Genomic DNA, 16,849 nt, shown 5'->3' with positions numbered 1-16,849 from the left:
ATACTAACTTAATGATTACACTATACATTAAATTAATTACCCTCAACTCAAAAACCCATTTGACGGAAAATAAAGCGTCAAATAGGATGGCTACTTTACGTTAGATTTCAGGGAGAGCATGTGACTACCAATTACTTTGAACAGTTAAAAAGCGAACTCGAAGCCTATCGGTCTCTTTCTTCAAGAGGCGGTCATCTAGGTTTCTTCGGGCAAGAGGTGCTTCGCTTCCATTCAATTGCTGGCACCTTGGTGGAAGGTTGTGACTTTCGTTTGGATGAGTCGGCCAGTAATGATGAGCGCTATTTCACTCACATTCTCGTCAGGTCGTTGCTAGAAAATTACTTTTGGACCATCTATCTGTTCGATGATCCAGCACAGTCAAGTAGCCGATACGATGAGTTAAAGAACTCCTTTAAGCGCGACTACGTGAAGCTTTTGAACGAAAATCATCTTCCGCATAAAGCCAAACTCGAACCGGCTGATCCTGCTTGGTCAACTCTACCGAGAGCACTTGATGTCAACAGCATGATGGCTCAGTCAACAAACGACTATGGCGATCGGCTGAACTACCTGTATTTCGTTTATCGAATCGCTAGCTTCGATACGCATGGAAAAAGCCTGGGCACAATATTTCAAGATGTGTTCGGAAAGACCTGCAATTTTCCCGTCCTAAAAATTGGATATGCCATTGAGCTAATGGCTAATCAGTACCTCGTGGTTTTGCAAGAGCTCCGTTCGCGAAATGAAATCTAACAACAGCTTCAACTCGGACTGGCTTTTCCGCTAGCGCTCCAAAGCCAGCCGGTTAAGCTGAGCGTTAGGCCTCTCGGTCGCGCCTTTGAGTCGGTCGGGATATTGGAGCAAAAAAAATGAAATCTGTTGCATTGTTTGGAACAACTATTCTCATCGCCCTTCTTGTAGGGTGTGGCAAGAATGATTCCACCGAGTCACAGGCAGGCGCACAATCTGCCTCAACTTCAACCGACACGGAGCAGAAAGCAGCCGTAGCGCTTAGAAGTCGGTGCATTGAACAAGCAAAATCACAAGGCTACCGTAGCGGGCAATGTGCCTACAGCTTCATAGATACCTGCATTAGGACTCAAAGTAGGAGCGAAATGGAGTCGGCCTTGAGAGTAGACGCCATGCTTGGCATGGACACTGCTCGGTCATGTCCCAACATGCCATCAACCTACGTCGCTGAATTTGACAAATTCTGAAGGGAGGGTTGTTCATGTCCCAATACACAGGAAAGTGTGTGGTTCGCATTTCGACAGGCGAGATCGTTAGTGTTCACGTTGTCGATACAGCAGGTATCGGAATGACGCTTTCGCCACAAGATTACGAGGCGCGTGGTATCAATCCTCCGATCAACCAGCTTCCCGATTGCTCAGCATCAGGTAGTTGATGCCCAACCCATCATTCCACCGGACCTGCGCGAAAAGCCGCGCAAGCCGGTGAATTCAGACGTTGGGCGTCACGAAATCGCACCTCTTGGAGATCAAGAACATGTCCTTCGCTCCTTACGCAAACGAGCAAGACAAGCTGGATCGGTATGTCAATGCATTCGCCACGCAATCATTTCGAGATCAAGCAGACCGGGACTACATTGCCGCGCGATTGGCATGTCGCCATGAACTCTTCCCGCAGTTTCTTTGGTCTTCACATCAAGCGATAGAGAAGTACCTAAAGGCGATCCTTCTCTACAACCGCATAAAGGCAACTCAGGTGGGCCATGATCTGGCCCAAGCTTTGTCTCTTACACAGTCCTTGCCATTCGAAATCAAACTTTCGACGAGAAGCCGCAAGTTCATTGACCACCTTGCGGAGGTCGGCGAGTTTCGATACATCGACGTTCCCTTCCATGTGTACGGTCACATACTGGTCGATCTCGACTTGGCTGTCTGGGAGGTTCGCAGGTACTGTCAAGTCTTGGAAGTCTTTGGAAAGCAGCTTCCGCCTGAGGAGCAGAAGCTTCTTGAAGATGCCCGGTCAGATTTGGCCTTGAGCGAAACCAAGCCTCGGTACAAGTTCCGATTACATGGCGGTCTTCTGGAGAAGATCGTCACCGACCGAAAGCACCCAAGTCACTCAGCGCTGCTCTGGCACAACCCGTGTTTCGGCGTTCGGAAGCGAGCTACGGTAAAGGCCAAGAATCACCTAAATGCGCAGAATTCGCTTCTGTACCTCTATCCCGAGATGCTCGACGAATTGCTCAAGTACGTCTTCATTCCTAAGAAGCTAGTAGCCGGCTACCGGGAACATCTGTCAGAGATCAAAACTGGGGCTAAGGCCAGGCCGTAGCCGTGACGCCCAACCCTTCCATCGAGAGGACGTCGCCCGGCAAGCCGGGCGCCGCCTCTCATGTCAAACGTTAGGCACCCCGATGCCCATTCCAGCAACTCGTGAAAATCTCACTTCCGCCCTTGCGCAGGCCGACGAATCGTCGCGGGCAGCTCGTGTGGAGCGGATCGAGTGGCTGGCTCAGCACTACTTCCATCCGGGTGCCGTGATGGGTGAGTTGGCCGTGCTCCACATGCTGGAAGAGGCTCGGCTCTGCTTCATTTCCGGTCACTTCGTCGGCGCGTTGCTCCTCGCCACTTCCTTCGTGGAGCAGACCCTCAGCGAAGAGCTTGAAAACGTGGTGCCTGCACATAAGCGCCGCACGTTCGAGCTTATGATTAAGGCAGGGCGGCAACACCTGCCGCTGCCTAGCGACCTGTTTGATCGCACGGACAGGCTTCGCCTACTCCGCAACCCTTTCACTCATCGCAAGGCGCCTGATCACCCAGAGGCATTCGGCACGCGATTCCTTGCCACCAAGGCACACCCCGCCACAATACTTGAGACGGACGCGAAGCTGGCTATGGAGGTGATGTATGAGTGGTTCCGGCGTACGTTGCGGAGTGCCTAACAATTCGTCGAAGCCGACGCCGCTTCGCGGCGCGGCTTAACTCAGGTGTTAGATGTGAATATGGGTTGGACATCGAAAGCCTTTGCGATCCTTCTTGCCTTAGCTGCGCCAGTAGTGATGGCACAGAGTCCGGATGCCGCGCTAGCCAAACTTTCTCCGGCCATGCGTGATTGGGTTAATAGATCCTGCGCTCGTAATTTGGGGCCATCACTGTGGTCTAGCTGCGTTTTGAGGGAAGCGTCGGCGGCCTCACAAGGGAAACCGGACCTTTCTCGTTTCAAGCCAGAGTTTCAAACCTGGATAGTTCGTAGCTGTCCAGATTCACTAGGGCCATCATTAGCTATTAGCTGCCTTAACCGTGAAAGTAGCGCTTTGGCAAACGCTAGGGTAGATATTTCGTCGCTTACTGAACAGCAGAAACAATGGCTTTCTGATACTTGCCCGACGTCAGTTGGCCCATCGTTGTATATCGCGTGCATTCAGCGAGAGTCGAATGCTCTTCGTGGTACAAAATCTGTTCCACAACAGCCTACTGTCAAAGGGGCACCATCTGCCCGCCTGCGCAGCGCGCCAAGACGGGGGGCAAGCCGAGATAGTTACGAAATTGAAGTCGCCCATAACGACGAACTCTTCATCATTAATGGCGAAAAGTTCGAGGCGAAAACGTATTGCTTGGGTTGGGACGAAGGGGATCAGGTCATATTTCTCGATGGCAGCCCATACGGGGCCTGTGCTAGTGCTACTTTGCTTAATTTGAGAACACGCGAGAAGTGTGAAGTATGGTGCGAATAAATACATCTAACCCTTCGGTCAAGCGGGACTGCGGAACCGGCGTGGTTTCTCCGGCCAGTCGTTTTCGCGCCGCAGCCCCTTACCTCCAACGTTAGGCATTGAGAGACTATGCAACAACTCTGTTACATAGCCCTACTGCTCGTTGTGTCGCCGACCACCTTCGCAAGTACAACTGGCATGACCGGGTTTTGCAGCGTGTGCTTAAAGCCTATAATCCTGCCATGCCGAACAAATACAAAGACATTTTCAACCTCAGCGTCGCAACCATCCTAGGGACCATTACCGGCCTGACGCTCGACAACCTATTGCTAGGTGCCGTGGTGGGCATTGCCCTTGGGATTGTATTTTCCTTATTCAACAGGCCTGACCAAGATTGAGCCATATATCACGACTGCGTTGGCTGCAGCTTGGCAGCCTGATCCTGCTTGCGGCCTTGGCGGCCTCCGGCATTCGTCCCTACGACCGGCTCACCTGGCTGATGGAAGTGCTGCCGGTGCTGATCGTGCTGCCCATCTTGTGGACAAGCTACCGCAACTACCCTTTGACCACACTGCTCTACGGCTTGATCTTCTTGCATGCATTGGTGCTGATCATAGGCGGTGCCTATAGCTATGCACGCGTCCCACTGGGTTTCGAGATGGCGCACTGGCTGGGGCTGGAACGCAATCCTTACGACAAGATCGGGCATTTCATGCAGGGCTTCGTACCGGCGATTGCCGTGCGGGAAATCCTGCTCCGCGGCGCTTATGTGCGCGGAAAAAAGATGCTGATATTCCTAGTGTTAAGCGTCGTGCTTGCGATCAGCGCCGCCTATGAGCTGATCGAATGGGCTGCGGCGTTGATCATGGGACAAGGTGCGGACGAGTTCCTCGGCACGCAAGGCGATGAATGGGATACGCAATCCGATATGGCGTTTGCGCTATTGGGCGGAGCTTTTGCCCTGTTGCTGCTGTCCCGGTTGCATGACCGCGCCCTGGCGCGGCTGGGAAAGTAGGCTGGCCTCATGATACAAAGACTAAGGTGGATGGTCGTCATATGCTGCCTCGCTGCCAGCCAGGCCTTGGCAGCTACGCCTAAAGCGCTTACGGCACAGGTTGAGCGCCTGGCAGCCTTGCTCAGCGACGGGTTTGCCGTCGGCTACCCGGGGGCCACGCAAACGCAGGTATTGTCCAGGCATGGCCAGGAAACCACGACATTGGCGGTGTTCACGGTGGAGGGGTTCGGCGGCGGCAATAATTTCCGCCAGTATCTCGCGGCTTTCAGCAGCGACGAGGCGGCAGACAAGCCCTATTACAGCCTGCTCGACGTCATTCCGATTGGCGCCGGCGGCTGGCGCAGCATTGTCGGCCTGCAGGCAAAGGTGACAGGCCGGGCCAAGCAAGGCGGCGTACTGTTCACCATGCCGATTATGGAAAACCTCTCCGATGATGCGGTCAACTTCCCCAGCAAGAAAGCCAGCATCCGCCTGCTGCTGGAAAACGGCCGGCTGAGGGAGTTGAAATAGCCAGGCAATCGGGCGATGATGCATGCTAGATCGTAGAAGGAAACCCAACCGGCATGCCCCTCACCGACCAGCAGAAAATCGACCTCTTCGACCGCATTTGGCAGGAATACGTCACGACCCACGGCCTGGGCGGCATGGCAAAAAACGACTTTGACGCCTTGCTGCTATGGGAATATGCCCAGGCAGTGCAGACCGCCGACACATTCCGCCTCAGCTCCGTGTTCCGCATCCGCGAATCCCGCGCCAAGAGCCTGTTGGAAAGCGCCGCGATCAAGTTCGGCCAGTTGACGGAGGCCGAGGCCTGGTCGCAATTGCTCGATGCGCTGGCAAGCGTGGACTACCATGTGGAAAGCGTGGAAAAAGGCCAGATGCGCTTTCACCTGAAAACGCCATTGCTGTTCCGCCATCTGCAAAACCAGGCGCGGCTGGCGGATGACAGCCTGAGCTTCAACGCGGCATCGGAATATGTGATTGGCAACCTCGCCACGCTCTACCGCATCCTGGACCATTGCTGGGAAGAACAGGCTTTTGGCCCGGAATGGCAGGGACAACCGCTGGAGCAAGCGCGCGAAAAAATCCGCGCGATTATCGGCAACATCGGCCGCCACATTGCAGAAAACCACCTGGAAGAGCTGAAATCACAGAAGAAATCACGGCTGCCCGCCATACTGGAATACGGCAGCAAGCTCAGCGGCATTGGCGGATTCGTCAAAGCGCTGCTGAGCACCTCCTCCTGAACATGGCAGATTGCACCCCCATCGACCTGCATTGCCAGCACCATTTAAAGATATACCCATATCATCATTTCTGCCCTATGATGTGAAGCAAAGACATCAGGGAGCGCATCATGACGATGGACGAGATGATCAAGTCAGTGCAGAAGGCGCTTGGCGTGCAGGTGGATGGCAAGGCAGGCCCGGAAACCTGGGGAGCGATTTATCGTCAATTGGTGACACGAGAACCCCTCACTGCGCCTCCGGTCCCCGATATCGCCGACCCGCAAAGCGAAAAGCACATCGCCACCTTACTACCCGAAGTCAAGCCGCTGGCTCGCGCCTTGGTTGAAAAGGCCGCCAATGCAGGTATCCGCATCCGTATCATCAGCGGGCTGCGCACCTATGCGGAACAGGATGCGCTTTATGCCCAGGGCCGGACTTCGGCCGGCAATATCGTCACCAATGCGCGCGGCGGCTACTCCAATCACAATTTCGCTATCGCATTCGACATCGGCGTGTTCGAAGGCAACCGCTACTTGGGAGACTCCCCAAAATACAAGGCCGCAGGCGTACTCGGCGAGGAACTGGGGTTGGAATGGGGCGGCAACTGGAAGACCATTGTCGACCAGCCGCATTTCCAGCTCAGGCCCGTATGGGCCTTGAACCTTCCCGAACGCCAAATGCTGGCTGAATTCAGGCAGCGCTTGTCTGCCGGCACTGCAGTCTTCGCCTAGGAGCTTAGCGATGAATGAAAACAAGACAGGCAGCTGGTGGCAAACCATCCCCGGGATACTGACGACGATTGCCGGCATCGTCACGGCATTGACAGGCCTGGTAGTGGCATTGCAGCAAACTGGATGGTTTGGCAAGCCGGAGCCGGCAGCGACATTACAAGTCCCGCCCTCACCTGCTGCGAGCCAGCAGGCGGAAAGGGCGCAACCTGCGTCTTCCCGCCCGGCGCCGGTAACAGCAGATGCTGCGAATATCCAGCTTCCCGATGGCAACAGCGTGCAGATGGATAGCGGCACCGGCTACCAGTTTCGCTATACCATTCTTTCCGCCACGACCATGCCTGAACCGTCCAATCAGCAGCGCCTTCGGCTCAATATCCGCGCCTGGACCAGCGCGTCCGGCGGACTGAATTTCTGGAGCGATTCGTTTCGGCTGATCATCGGCGACATGCGCATCAAGCCCAGCAACATGCTCAATGAACTGGTGGCGCGGGATGAAACCAAGGATGCGCTGATCGAGTTCGTCATCGATGGCGATATTCGTGCCGCCACTCTCGCCATCACTGTCGGTGGCCTGGACTTTTCCGGTAACCAGCGCGAACTCAAGCTCACATGGCAATAGCGCATCAGCACCGCTTTCGGTATACCTATAGCGCAAATACGTTCAGCGCACCGCTCCCTGGCGCGGCATTGTAGCGGCCGAGCTCCCGAAACACACCCGCAGTGCCCGCCCCATCGCTATCGCCACTCAAGCCCTGATTGAGCGCAACCCCGGCCCAGCCGCCGATGCCTGAGAAAACCGCGACGTATTGCCTGCCGCGATGCTGATAGGTCATGGGATTGCCCACAATGCCCGAGCCGACCTGGAAGCGCCATAACTCCTTGCCATTACGCGCATCCAGGGCCTTGAACCATCGATCCAAGGTGCCGTAGAACACCAGTTGCCCGGCGGTTGCCAACGCCCCGCTCCACACCGCGAATTTTTCGCGGTTGTACCAGGCCGGCTTAGCCTTGAGCGCATCCCAGGCCATGAAGGCGCCCATGTCGCCGTCCGGCCCCGGCTGCATGGTCAGGCTCGCGCCGGCCCACGGCTGGCCGGCGACATACTTGGCCTCCACGGCTTCGTAAGTCATGCACAGGTGGTTCATCGGCACATAAAACCAGCCGTTTTTCGGGGAATATGCCGCAGGCTGAATATTCTTGACCCCGATCGCGGACGGACAGATTGCCGCGGTTTCCTGGTCCTCATGCGTGGAGTAACGGCCATCCTTGAGCGGTATCCCGGTCTGCAAGTCGATGCCGGTCGCCCAGTTGACGAAGGGATGCATTTTCTCCGCCGACAGCAATTTTCCGCTCCGGCGGTCCAGGGTATAGGCAAAGCCGTTGCGGTCGAAATGCGTCGCCAGTTTTTGCCCGCCGCGATCCCAGAGGATCAGTTCGTTGACGCTGTCGTAATCCCATTCGTCATGGGGCGTCAGTTGGTAGCCCCACCTCGCCATGCCGGTATCCAGGTCGCGCGCAAACAACGTCATGGCCCATTTGTTGTCCCCTGGCCGGATATCCGGGTTCCAGACCGAGGGATTGCCCGTGCCGTAATACACCAGGTTGAGCTTAGGGTCATAGGAAAACCATCCCCAGACTGGACCTCCTCCGTGCTGCCAGCCATTGGCGGCCGCCTGCGGCTTGAGCCAGGTTTTGACCCCCAGCTCAGTCTCGGGGAACTTTAGTTTTTCCCTTGGCAAGGCGCGGAACGAACCGCCCTCCCTGTTGCCGCCGGCGACGTCCTCGTAGGCCGAGAGCGCGTTGTAATGCGGGTTGTCGGCATTGAAGCCCGGCCCGATCAACACATCGCTATCCGGCCCGGTGCTGTAGGCTTTCCATTGCAATTGGCCGTCCTGCAACGCGTAGGCGGCAAGAAAGCAACGCACGCCGAACTCGCCTCCGCTGCACCCCGTGAGCACCTTGTCGCGGAAGACATAAGGCGCATTGGTATTGGTGGCGCCAATCCTGGGGTCGTTCACCTGCGCTTCCCATACCTTGTGCCCATCGCGGCTGTCCAGTGCCAGCAACAGGCCATCGTTCTGCTGCAGCAATATCTTTCCGTCGCCGTACGCCAAGCCGCGGCTCACGTTGTCGCAGCAGAGGATGGCCTCGATATCGCTGGATTGCTTGGGGAAATAGGCCCAGAGAATCTTCCGGTCATGATCCAGATCCAGCGCATAGACATTATTAGGAAACGCCGTATGCACATACATCACGTTCCCCACCACCAAGGGCGCCCCTTCGTGCCCGCGTTGCACGCCGGTGGAAAAGCTCCATGCCAGCTTCAGGCGCGAAACATTGTGGCGATTGATCTGGCCGAGGCGGCTATAGCCTTGGTTGTAGTAATCCTTGCGCGGGCTTGCCCATTGGCGGTCGTCATCCATGAGCGTTTGCAGCGTATCTGCCGCAAATGCCGAAGCAGTGGGAACAAGGCACAGGGAAAGGCTAACGAGAGAAGAGAATATACGCATCCCGAACCCAACGTTCTACAAGGCTTGAGGATGACAAGGCAAAAGGAAAAACCTCTGTATCGATCAACCTAAAGGTAAATTGTGTTGACATATTATTAAAAATAAACATAATACAAATCATTATTATTTGTATACCAGATAGGAACTCGCCGGCCCAGCTTGTGCTCATTGCAAGACAGCTAGCGAAGATATCCGGATTTTCATTGGGAAAATCCGGTTGATCATTCTCAACACTAAGGAAACTAACAAAATGAACATGACATCTGTTCGCACCGTCGTCGGTGCAAGCCTGCTCGCAGTGGCAACCCTGGCTCAAGCGAATGCAACCTTCGATAGCTTTGTAGATGTGGACGGCTCCGTATCCTTTGACGGCTGGAACCAGCTCAACCGCGGCCGCCTGGATGCTGACGGCAATGCCGATCCATTGACCACAGACCAGTTGGTTGCCGGTACCCTGGGCAATGTCGCCGGTTCCGGCGACGCCGTGCTCACCCGCACTTCCGGCAGCCACTACCCTGCTGGCGCCGGCCTTTATGGCGGTCCATCCACCTTCACTTTCACCGACACGACCGTGGACAGCAGCGCTACCTCTCTAGTGTTCCAAGGCATCCTCAACGACTTTAGCTCCCAAATGGGCGGTGGCGATATCAGCTTTACATTAAGCTATAACGGCGGCGACCAGAACATTGCCGGTACATTGGTAAGCTTCGTCGATACCCAATGGGCTGCCGACTACTACCAATACAGCTGGGATTTCTCCAGCCTGGGCGAAACCGTGACTTCCTACACCATCAATTTCGGCATCGGCTACTCCCAACTCCTGGCTTTCCAGGTTGACCAAGTTGCCGCCGTGCCTGAACCATCCAGCTACGCGATGCTCATGCTGGGTCTGGGTGCTGTAGGTTTCGCAGCACGCCGCCGCAAGCAAGCCTAATCGGCGACTCAAGCGCTACTGCAGCATATGCAGTAGCGCTTTTCCCTCCTCTCCTAAAAATCTTGGGACAACCACCTCGACAGTGAGGTGAAAATCTAGACTTGCCCCCATTCGATCTATCGCTATAGAATCAATATAAGTTCATGCTTATTATTGGGAAATAAGCATGTCATGAGTGCGTTGATTTAAAAAAGAATAACTCAAACACCAATGAAAAATTTTCTTATATTTCTGACTATATTAGTCAATCTGTCCGCTTGTGCGTCCAACCCGAACAAGCAAACTGTCCGTATCTGCGATGAGCAAGGCTGTTCAGACCGTCCGCGCAGCGAATCCACCTTCGTCCCTGAATCCTCCATCTCGCCGGAAGAAAAGCAGAAGATCGAGCAACTCACCGCGCTGGCAGAGAAAGACCCGCGCGCAGCTTTTGATCTTGGATTGCGGTATTTCCGTGGCGATGGCATCACCCGCAACTCATATCAAGCACTGACCTGGATGCGCCATGCCGCAGAGCGTGGCGACGTCGATGCCCAGCTGGCAGTCGGCCGCTTCTACCTGATGGGCCTGGAAGAGATGGGCTCAGACCCTGCCGAGGCTGAATCCTGGCTGAGTATGGCCGCAGGCAAGGGCAACCAGGAAGCGCAAACGCTGCTGAAACAAGCACAGGAAGCCAAGAAAAATGAAGTGGAATACCGCAGGTGGCTGAATCTTTACCGGCCTTACTGGTACGGATATTGGCATAGCGGCTATACCTACCGCAGCTATTGGCGCGGATCTTCCTGGTATTTTTATTGATACGTTTACGATTACCTCAACCCCAACCTTAGCGAGAATAAGCATGTTCAAGAAAAAACTTAACCTGGCAATGGTGTTGCTGCCATTGACACTGGCTGGCTGCGTCAGCACCGATGGCCCCGGCCTGGGCGGTATGCTGTCCACTGGTTCATCGCCGACTGCAGCTTCCGGCGCAGCGGCTGGCAGCACCAGCGCGGATGCAAACTCCAACCTGGAGCGCTGCAAGGCTCCCCTTGGCACGATTGCCATGGATGACGGCCGCGACAAGGAATGGTTTACCACTTTCGGTTCCGCTACCAAAGTCACCAGCATCGAGCCCTTGTTGCGCTTGGCGGTGCAGCAGTCGAACTGCTTCGTGATCACCGCTATCGGCAACAGCCGCACTGACGGCCGCATCTCCGCCATCACCGACAAGCAACGCAACTCCGGCGAATTCCGCGCTGGATCCAACCAGCAAAAAGGCCAGCGCGTGGCTGCCGACTACTTCCTTGAACCAGCGATCATCATCGACAACGACTCCACCGGTAAAATCGCAGGCGCCTTGGGCAGCCTGATCGGCAACGGCGTAGGCACATTGGCTGGCTCCCTGGAATCCAAGGTATCTGTCGTGACATTGTCTTTATACGATATCCGTTCTTCCGTGCAAATCGGCATTGCGGAAGGCAATGCCACCGCCACTAATTATGGTGCCGCGCTCGGCGCCTTTGGCGGCGGCGCAGCAGGCAGCCTCGGCGGCTTCTCCCGCACGCCCGAAGGCAAGGCGACTGTCGCCGCATTCGTGGATGCCTACAACAAAATGGTAGTTTCACTGCGCCACTACAAGGCACAGGAAGTTGAAGGCGGCCTGGGCACAGGCGGCAAATTGAAGGTCGGCAAGTAAGCCATTTGCCAATCACACCCAGGGAGAATGCCGATCGGCATTCTCCTTTTTCATGTCCATCCCCATCTTCCAGAATGCATCTTTAGTAACTTCAGCTAAGGGCAGGCACGACATCACTTCGGGTTAAACTAATGTTTTCCCTGCATACAGAGGCATCAACAATTTAATGTGGTCTGATCTCTTCATGGGCCTGGGGGCGATCGGCCTCATGCTGCTGGGCATAGACTGGATGACGCGCGGCCTGAAAACTGCGGCAGGCCCCAGCTTCATGCAACTATTGCAACGCTGGACCGGCACGCCGCTACAAGGCATTTTCATCGGCGGCGCGAGTACGCTCGCGGTACAGTCCTCCACCGCGATTACGGTGGCGACCATCGGCTTCGCCAATGCCAACATCCTCTCGCTGTCCGCCGCGGCCTTTGTCATTTACGGCAGCAACCTGGGCAGTTCGCTGAGCGCATGGCTGGTGGCAGTCGTCGGCGGCAGCATCAAGCTGGACGACTTGGCGCTGCCCATCCTCGGTATTGCCGTCATGCTCAAGCTGTTCAGCAAGCAAACCCGCCGGCAAGGCATCGGAGAGGCGTTTACCGGCTTCGCGCTGTTGTTTCTCGGGCTGGGCTACCTAAAGGCCAGCTTCGACTCCGCCTTTGTCAATGTCGACTTCGCCTACCTCACCAGCCTAGGCGTCTGGGGCATCCTGCTTTCCATGCTGGCGGGCATTTTGCTCACGGTGGTCATGCAGGCGTCATTGGCGGTCATCGCCCTCGTCGTCACCGCGGTATCGACCGGCGCCGTCCCGCTGGAGATCGGGGCTGCCGTGGTCATCGGCTCCAATGTCGGCACGACATCGACTGCACTATTGGCGACCTTGGCAGCCACTGCAACCGCCAAGCGCGTTGCCAGCCTGCACGTGCTGTTCAACGTGCTCACCGCGACCGTGGCCCTGCTGCTGCTCAAACCGCTGCTCTGGGGCATCCAGGAAATTGCCCAGCTGATATTCAACGACACCCAGCCGCAATTCATCCTCGCCTTGTTCCATACCATGTTCAATGCCTTGGGCGTGGTGCTCATGTACCCGTTGACGCCCCCGCTGCTACGCTGGCTGGAAACCAAGTTCAAGACGCCTACCCACCTGGGATCGTTCAGCCTGGATCAATCCAGTTTGGCAATCCCCAGCCTTGCGATCAAAGCCGTGAGCCTGGAAGGCATGCGCGCCGGACAATTGATCGCGCGCCTGGCGCTGATGATGGGGCAACGGCACGAACTGGACAGCCAGCTGCTGGAAGATAACAAGCATATCCTGCAAAACCTGCATCACTACATTGCGCAGCTTGCCCAGCAAAGCATGTCGGCAGAAGAGGCCGAATTGCTCAACCAGCTCGTACAGAACCAGCTGCGCCTTTCCATGGCGCTGCAATTGCTGCCCAGCCTGGCGCGGCACCTGGATCAAGACCGGACTGCTTTCGAACTGGAAATCCCTTACTGGCAGACATTGAGCAGCAGTCCGTTGCCGCCTGACCAGGCGGCGTTGCGCCGTGCCTACCGGCAATTCGTACGCGAGCGTCAGCAAAAAAAGCAGCTCATTTTCCAGGATGTGCTGCACGAACGCCGAGGCCAGGAATCGGGGGGCGACGACCTGCTCAAGCTGGCGGAAACGCGGCGCTTCAACCAGCAATTGACCAAGGCCCTGCTGGCGTTCGATAAGCTACAGGCCAGTTTCGACGAGCAAGCCCCGGCAGTTGATGAACCGATGGAAAATGCGGACCAGCCGCAAGCCGCCGCCTAAACGGCAGCGAGCCGCCACAATGACGTGACCTCGGCCGACCTTGCCCGGTGCAGCGGATCGGCCTGGTCGCTGGCACGGCCATGCCGCGGCCGTATATCCAGCCTCTCGATCACCTTGAGCCCGGCCTCTTCAAACATTGCCAACAGCTGCGCCCGGGTGCGCAACCCCAGGTGCTCGGCAATATCGGACAGGATCAGCCAGGCCTCCCCGCCAGGCGTCAGATGGGCCGGGGCGCCATTGAGGAACCCCTTGAGCATCGCACTGGCGGGATCATAAATCGCATACTCGATGGCGGCATTGGCTTTTGCCGGTATCCAGGGCGGGTTGCAGACGATCAACGGCGCCTGGCCCTGCGGGAACAGGTCGCATTCCAGCACGTCCACCTGCGGCTCCAGACCCAGCCTTTGCATATTTTCCCGCGCGCAGGTCAGGGCGCGGGCATCCTGGTCGGTCGCAATGACTTTCTGCACGCCCCGCTTTGCCAGCAGCGCGGCCAGCACGCCGCTGCCGGTGCCGATGTCGAACGCCAGTGTTTTGTCCGGCAACGGCGCCTGGGCCACCAGGTCGACATATTCGCCGCGCACTGGCGAAAACACGCCGTAATGCGGGTGAATCCGGGCGCCCAGCGCTGCCACCTCCACGCCTTTCTTACGCCATTCGTATGCGCCGACCACCCCCTGCAATTCGCGCAACGATATCAGGGATGGCTGATCCGCAGCGCCATAAGCCTGCAGGCAGGCTTCCCTCACGTCAGGCGCGCGGCGCAAGGCGATAGTGTAATCCTGGCCCAGCTCCACCAGCAGCATGCCCAGCACGCGCGCCCGCTGCGCCTGCGCTTGCCGGTGCAGATTGAATGCTTCCACGGGCTGGACTGAAGTCTTGGCAGGCTTGCGGTCCACCCGCCTCGCCATTGCCTGCAGCAGTTGGCGGGCATTCTGGAAATCCCCTCGCCACAGCAGTGCCGTACCCTCGCAAGCCAAGCGGTAGGCATGGTCCGCCTTGATGCTGTCATCCGCCACTTGCACCCGCGCCGGCGGCTTACTATGGTTTTCAGATCGCCACAGCGCCTGGCGGGATTGTTCGCCCTCCTGCCAGAGGACAAGCGTATCAGCGAGGGAGGATGTGCTCAAATCAGAACTTTCTTGATGCGAGATGCGTCATTAAACTGCAGAATCAAAATAAATCTAGCGCTCATTATAGAGCATGACCGCCCCCGACTCGGATGCCATAAAGGACAATTACCATGCATCGACTATTGCTTCCTGCCTTGCTTACACTATCCCTCGCTGCCTGCGGCGACGTTGCCAAGCTGCCTGTCTCCGCCGGCACCGGCACCAAGCCCGAGCTGCCGGAGCCACGCAGCAGCCTGATTCCCACGGTGCATGTCGCCACTGCAGTGGGCTGGGCCGAAGGGGCCTTACCCACGCCGGCGGAGGGCACCGCGGTCAATGCATTTGCCAAGGACCTCGACCACCCCCGCTGGCTCTACCAATTGCCCAACGGCGATATTCTGGTCGCGGAAACCAACAGTCCTCCCAAGGAAGAAGGCAGCTTCAGCCTTCGCGCCTGGTTTGCCGGGAAATTCATGGCGCGCGCCGGTGCCGGCACTCCGAGCGCCAACCGCATCACCCTATTGCGTGATACCGACGGCGACGGGGTGGCCGACCAGCGCTCGGTCTTTCTCAAGGACCTGCACTCGCCTTTCGGCATGGCGTTGATCGGCAATACGTTTTACGTTGCCAATGCAGACGCCGTGGTGACCTTCCCGTACCAGGAGGGCGCTACCGAAATCAGCGCCCCGCCCACCAAGCTGGTTGCCCTGCCGGGCCTGCCCCTTAACCACCACTGGACCAAGAACCTGATCGCCAGCCAGGACGGTAGCAAGCTGTACGTCACTGTCGGCTCCAACAGCAATATCGGCGAAAACGGCATGGACATCGAACAAGGCCGCGCCGCCATCTGGGAAGTGGATACCAAGACGGGCGAGCACCGTATTTTCGCCTCGGGCCTACGCAACCCCAACGGCCTGGCCTGGGAGCCGGATAGCGGCGCGCTGTGGACCGCGGTCAACGAACGGGACGAAATCGGCAGCGACCTGGTGCCGGACTACATCACCTCGGTGCAGGAGGGGGGCTTCTATGGCTGGCCATACAGCTATTATGGCGACCATGTCGACGTGCGCGTACAGCCGCAAAAGCCGGAACTGGTCGCCCAGGCCATTGCCCCCGACTATGCGCTAGGCCCGCATACGGCCTCACTGGGCTTGGCCTCGGCCAAAGGCAACAAGCTGCCTGAACAATTTGCCAACGGCATGTTTGTCGGACAGCACGGGTCGTGGAACCGCAAGCCGAGCAGTGGTTACAAGGTGTTGTTCGTGCCCTTTGCCGACGGCAAACCCTCCGACTATCCTGTCGACGTGCTCACCGGCTTCCTGAACGAGAAAGGCGAGGCGCAAGGCCGCCCGGTAGGGGTGCTGGTGGACCAGAAAGGCGCATTGCTGGTAGCTGACGACGTGGGCAATACCGTCTGGCGCGTGACGTCATCGTCGTCAGCAAATTAATGAGGCGCGGTACGGATTTTTTCCTGATCTAGCGGCAAGCCCTAATCAGGGCTTGCCTGCACTTTTCCCGACATGCTCTAATGCGCCATCTTGACTCGTCGCTGCATTAACCGGAGCCGCATAACATGATCAGGCAATTTCTCTCCATTGCACTCGGCCTCAGCTTGCTGGGTACCTTGCCGGTCAATGCGGCAAAACCGGAAAAGGACGAGGCACGGGAAGCGGCAATACGTTTTTTCGACGACTATGCCGCCTTGCAGAAAAACGACAAGGTAGTGGGCTTGCCGAATATGCAGCAGCTCGATGCGATTTCGCAGCATTTCATCCCGAAATTGCACCGCATTTTCTATATCTCGCTGCGCGAGCAGCACCGCTGCCGGACCAGGGGCAAGGTCACGCCATGGTCCAACGGCGACTTGTTCACTTCCAACGATGCCGGCTTTACCAGCTTTACTATCGAGCCGAGCATCCCGAACCAATTCGGGCGCCAGTCGACCGTCCATTTCATCCTGGAAAAAGACGGCAAGGTGCAGCGCTGGGATGACGAGGTCATCCTACGCAAGGAAAACGGCCAGTGGATGATTTACGATATCGAATACCACGCCCCGTTTGCCGCGCAGAAAGCCAGCAAGAGCCTGCAATCCATCATCGACAAGAATCCCGCCTGCTGAATTCAGCTATTTCAATCAATAGATGCCTATGTTAATGTACGCACCTAGTGTTTAGG

The 16,849-nt window shown here is 56.9% G+C and carries 17 protein-coding genes; 15 read left to right on the top strand and 2 right to left on the bottom strand.

What is annotated here, in order from left to right; all coding sequences use genetic code 11:
• Positions 1-120 precede the first annotated feature (120 nt).
• From ACKF11_RS11060 to ACKF11_RS11020, 9 genes are all read left to right on the top strand, one after another.
• Positions 121-753 carry a hypothetical protein gene (locus tag ACKF11_RS11060; protein ID WP_407997101.1) on the top strand — a complete coding sequence of 211 codons (633 nt, stop codon included), beginning with the start codon at positions 121-123 and terminating at the stop codon, positions 751-753.
• A gap of 753 nt (positions 754-1,506) precedes the next feature.
• Positions 1,507-2,301 (top strand): HEPN domain-containing protein, encoded by a 795-nt coding sequence (locus ACKF11_RS11055; protein WP_407997100.1) that lies wholly within the window; start codon positions 1,507-1,509, stop codon positions 2,299-2,301.
• A gap of 82 nt (positions 2,302-2,383) precedes the next feature.
• Entirely contained in the window at positions 2,384-2,911 is a 528-nt protein-coding gene (locus ACKF11_RS11050; RefSeq protein WP_407997099.1) for a hypothetical protein, read from the top strand.
• Positions 2,912-3,891: 980 nt separating this feature from the next.
• Entirely contained in the window at positions 3,892-4,080 is a 189-nt protein-coding gene (locus ACKF11_RS11045; protein ID WP_407997098.1) for a hypothetical protein, read from the top strand.
• Positions 4,077-4,697: a DUF2238 domain-containing protein gene (locus ACKF11_RS11040; RefSeq protein WP_407997097.1), complete on the top strand. Its 621-nt coding sequence runs from the start codon at positions 4,077-4,079 to the stop codon at positions 4,695-4,697. Before ACKF11_RS11045 ends, ACKF11_RS11040 begins: the two co-directional genes overlap by 4 nt.
• 9 nt (positions 4,698-4,706) lie before the next feature.
• Positions 4,707-5,207: a hypothetical protein gene (locus ACKF11_RS11035; protein WP_407997096.1), complete on the top strand. Its 501-nt coding sequence runs from the start codon at positions 4,707-4,709 to the stop codon at positions 5,205-5,207.
• 53 nt (positions 5,208-5,260) lie between these two features.
• The gene (locus ACKF11_RS11030) at positions 5,261-5,944 is read left to right on the top strand and encodes a hypothetical protein (RefSeq protein WP_407993652.1); all 684 of its coding nucleotides are present in this window, start codon (positions 5,261-5,263) and stop codon (positions 5,942-5,944) included.
• A gap of 110 nt (positions 5,945-6,054) precedes the next feature.
• Positions 6,055-6,657 (top strand): M15 family metallopeptidase, encoded by a 603-nt coding sequence (locus tag ACKF11_RS11025; protein ID WP_407997095.1) that lies wholly within the window; start codon positions 6,055-6,057, stop codon positions 6,655-6,657.
• A gap of 10 nt (positions 6,658-6,667) precedes the next feature.
• Complete coding sequence (locus tag ACKF11_RS11020; RefSeq protein WP_407997094.1) at positions 6,668-7,276, top strand: hypothetical protein; 609 nt, start codon at positions 6,668-6,670, stop codon at positions 7,274-7,276.
• Between the two features lie 25 nt (positions 7,277-7,301).
• On the opposite strand, the gene ACKF11_RS11015 is transcribed toward ACKF11_RS11020, so the two are convergent.
• Positions 7,302-9,167, bottom strand: coding sequence for a PQQ-dependent dehydrogenase, methanol/ethanol family (locus tag ACKF11_RS11015; RefSeq protein ID WP_407997093.1), 1,866 nt, complete (start codon positions 9,165-9,167; stop codon positions 7,302-7,304).
• A gap of 250 nt (positions 9,168-9,417) precedes the next feature.
• Here ACKF11_RS11015 and ACKF11_RS11010 point away from each other — a divergent pair, with 250 nt between their 5' ends.
• The 4 genes from ACKF11_RS11010 to ACKF11_RS10995 all read left to right on the top strand — a co-directional run bounded on the left by ACKF11_RS11010 (position 9,418) and on the right by ACKF11_RS10995 (position 13,562).
• Positions 9,418-10,101, top strand: coding sequence for a PEP-CTERM sorting domain-containing protein (locus tag ACKF11_RS11010; RefSeq protein ID WP_407997092.1), 684 nt, complete (start codon positions 9,418-9,420; stop codon positions 10,099-10,101).
• A 210-nt stretch (positions 10,102-10,311) separates the two neighbouring features.
• A complete protein-coding gene (locus ACKF11_RS11005) occupies positions 10,312-10,896 on the top strand; it encodes a tetratricopeptide repeat protein (RefSeq protein WP_407997091.1) in 585 nt (194 codons plus the stop codon).
• A gap of 43 nt (positions 10,897-10,939) precedes the next feature.
• On the top strand, positions 10,940-11,776 hold the full coding sequence (locus ACKF11_RS11000; RefSeq protein WP_407997090.1) for a hypothetical protein: 837 nt from the start codon (positions 10,940-10,942) through the stop codon (positions 11,774-11,776).
• Positions 11,777-11,942: 166 nt separating this feature from the next.
• Positions 11,943-13,562 (top strand): Na/Pi cotransporter family protein, encoded by a 1,620-nt coding sequence (locus ACKF11_RS10995; protein WP_407997089.1) that lies wholly within the window; start codon positions 11,943-11,945, stop codon positions 13,560-13,562.
• Here ACKF11_RS10995 and ACKF11_RS10990 read toward each other — a convergent pair.
• Positions 13,559-14,692, bottom strand: a complete 1,134-nt coding sequence (locus ACKF11_RS10990; protein WP_407997088.1) for a methyltransferase — start codon at positions 14,690-14,692, stop codon at positions 13,559-13,561. The two genes, ACKF11_RS10995 and ACKF11_RS10990, sit on opposite strands and share 4 nt — an antisense overlap.
• A 113-nt stretch (positions 14,693-14,805) precedes the next feature.
• On the opposite strand from ACKF11_RS10990, the gene ACKF11_RS10985 reads away from it, so the two are divergent.
• Both ACKF11_RS10985 and ACKF11_RS10980 read left to right on the top strand, forming a co-directional pair.
• Positions 14,806-16,122 carry a PQQ-dependent sugar dehydrogenase gene (locus ACKF11_RS10985; protein WP_407997087.1) on the top strand — a complete coding sequence of 439 codons (1,317 nt, stop codon included), beginning with the start codon at positions 14,806-14,808 and terminating at the stop codon, positions 16,120-16,122.
• 125 nt (positions 16,123-16,247) lie between these two features.
• Positions 16,248-16,793: a DUF3828 domain-containing protein gene (locus ACKF11_RS10980; RefSeq protein WP_407997086.1), complete on the top strand. Its 546-nt coding sequence runs from the start codon at positions 16,248-16,250 to the stop codon at positions 16,791-16,793.
• The last annotated feature ends 56 nt before the right edge of the window (positions 16,794-16,849 follow it).

Source organism: Methylobacillus draconifructus, from assembly GCF_045984385.1.
Taxonomy (GTDB): Bacteria; Pseudomonadota; Gammaproteobacteria; order Burkholderiales; family Methylophilaceae; genus Methylobacillus; species Methylobacillus flagellatus_A.
The sequence above is the reverse complement of the archived record's forward strand: the minus strand, read 5'-3'. Positions and strand labels throughout refer to the sequence as shown.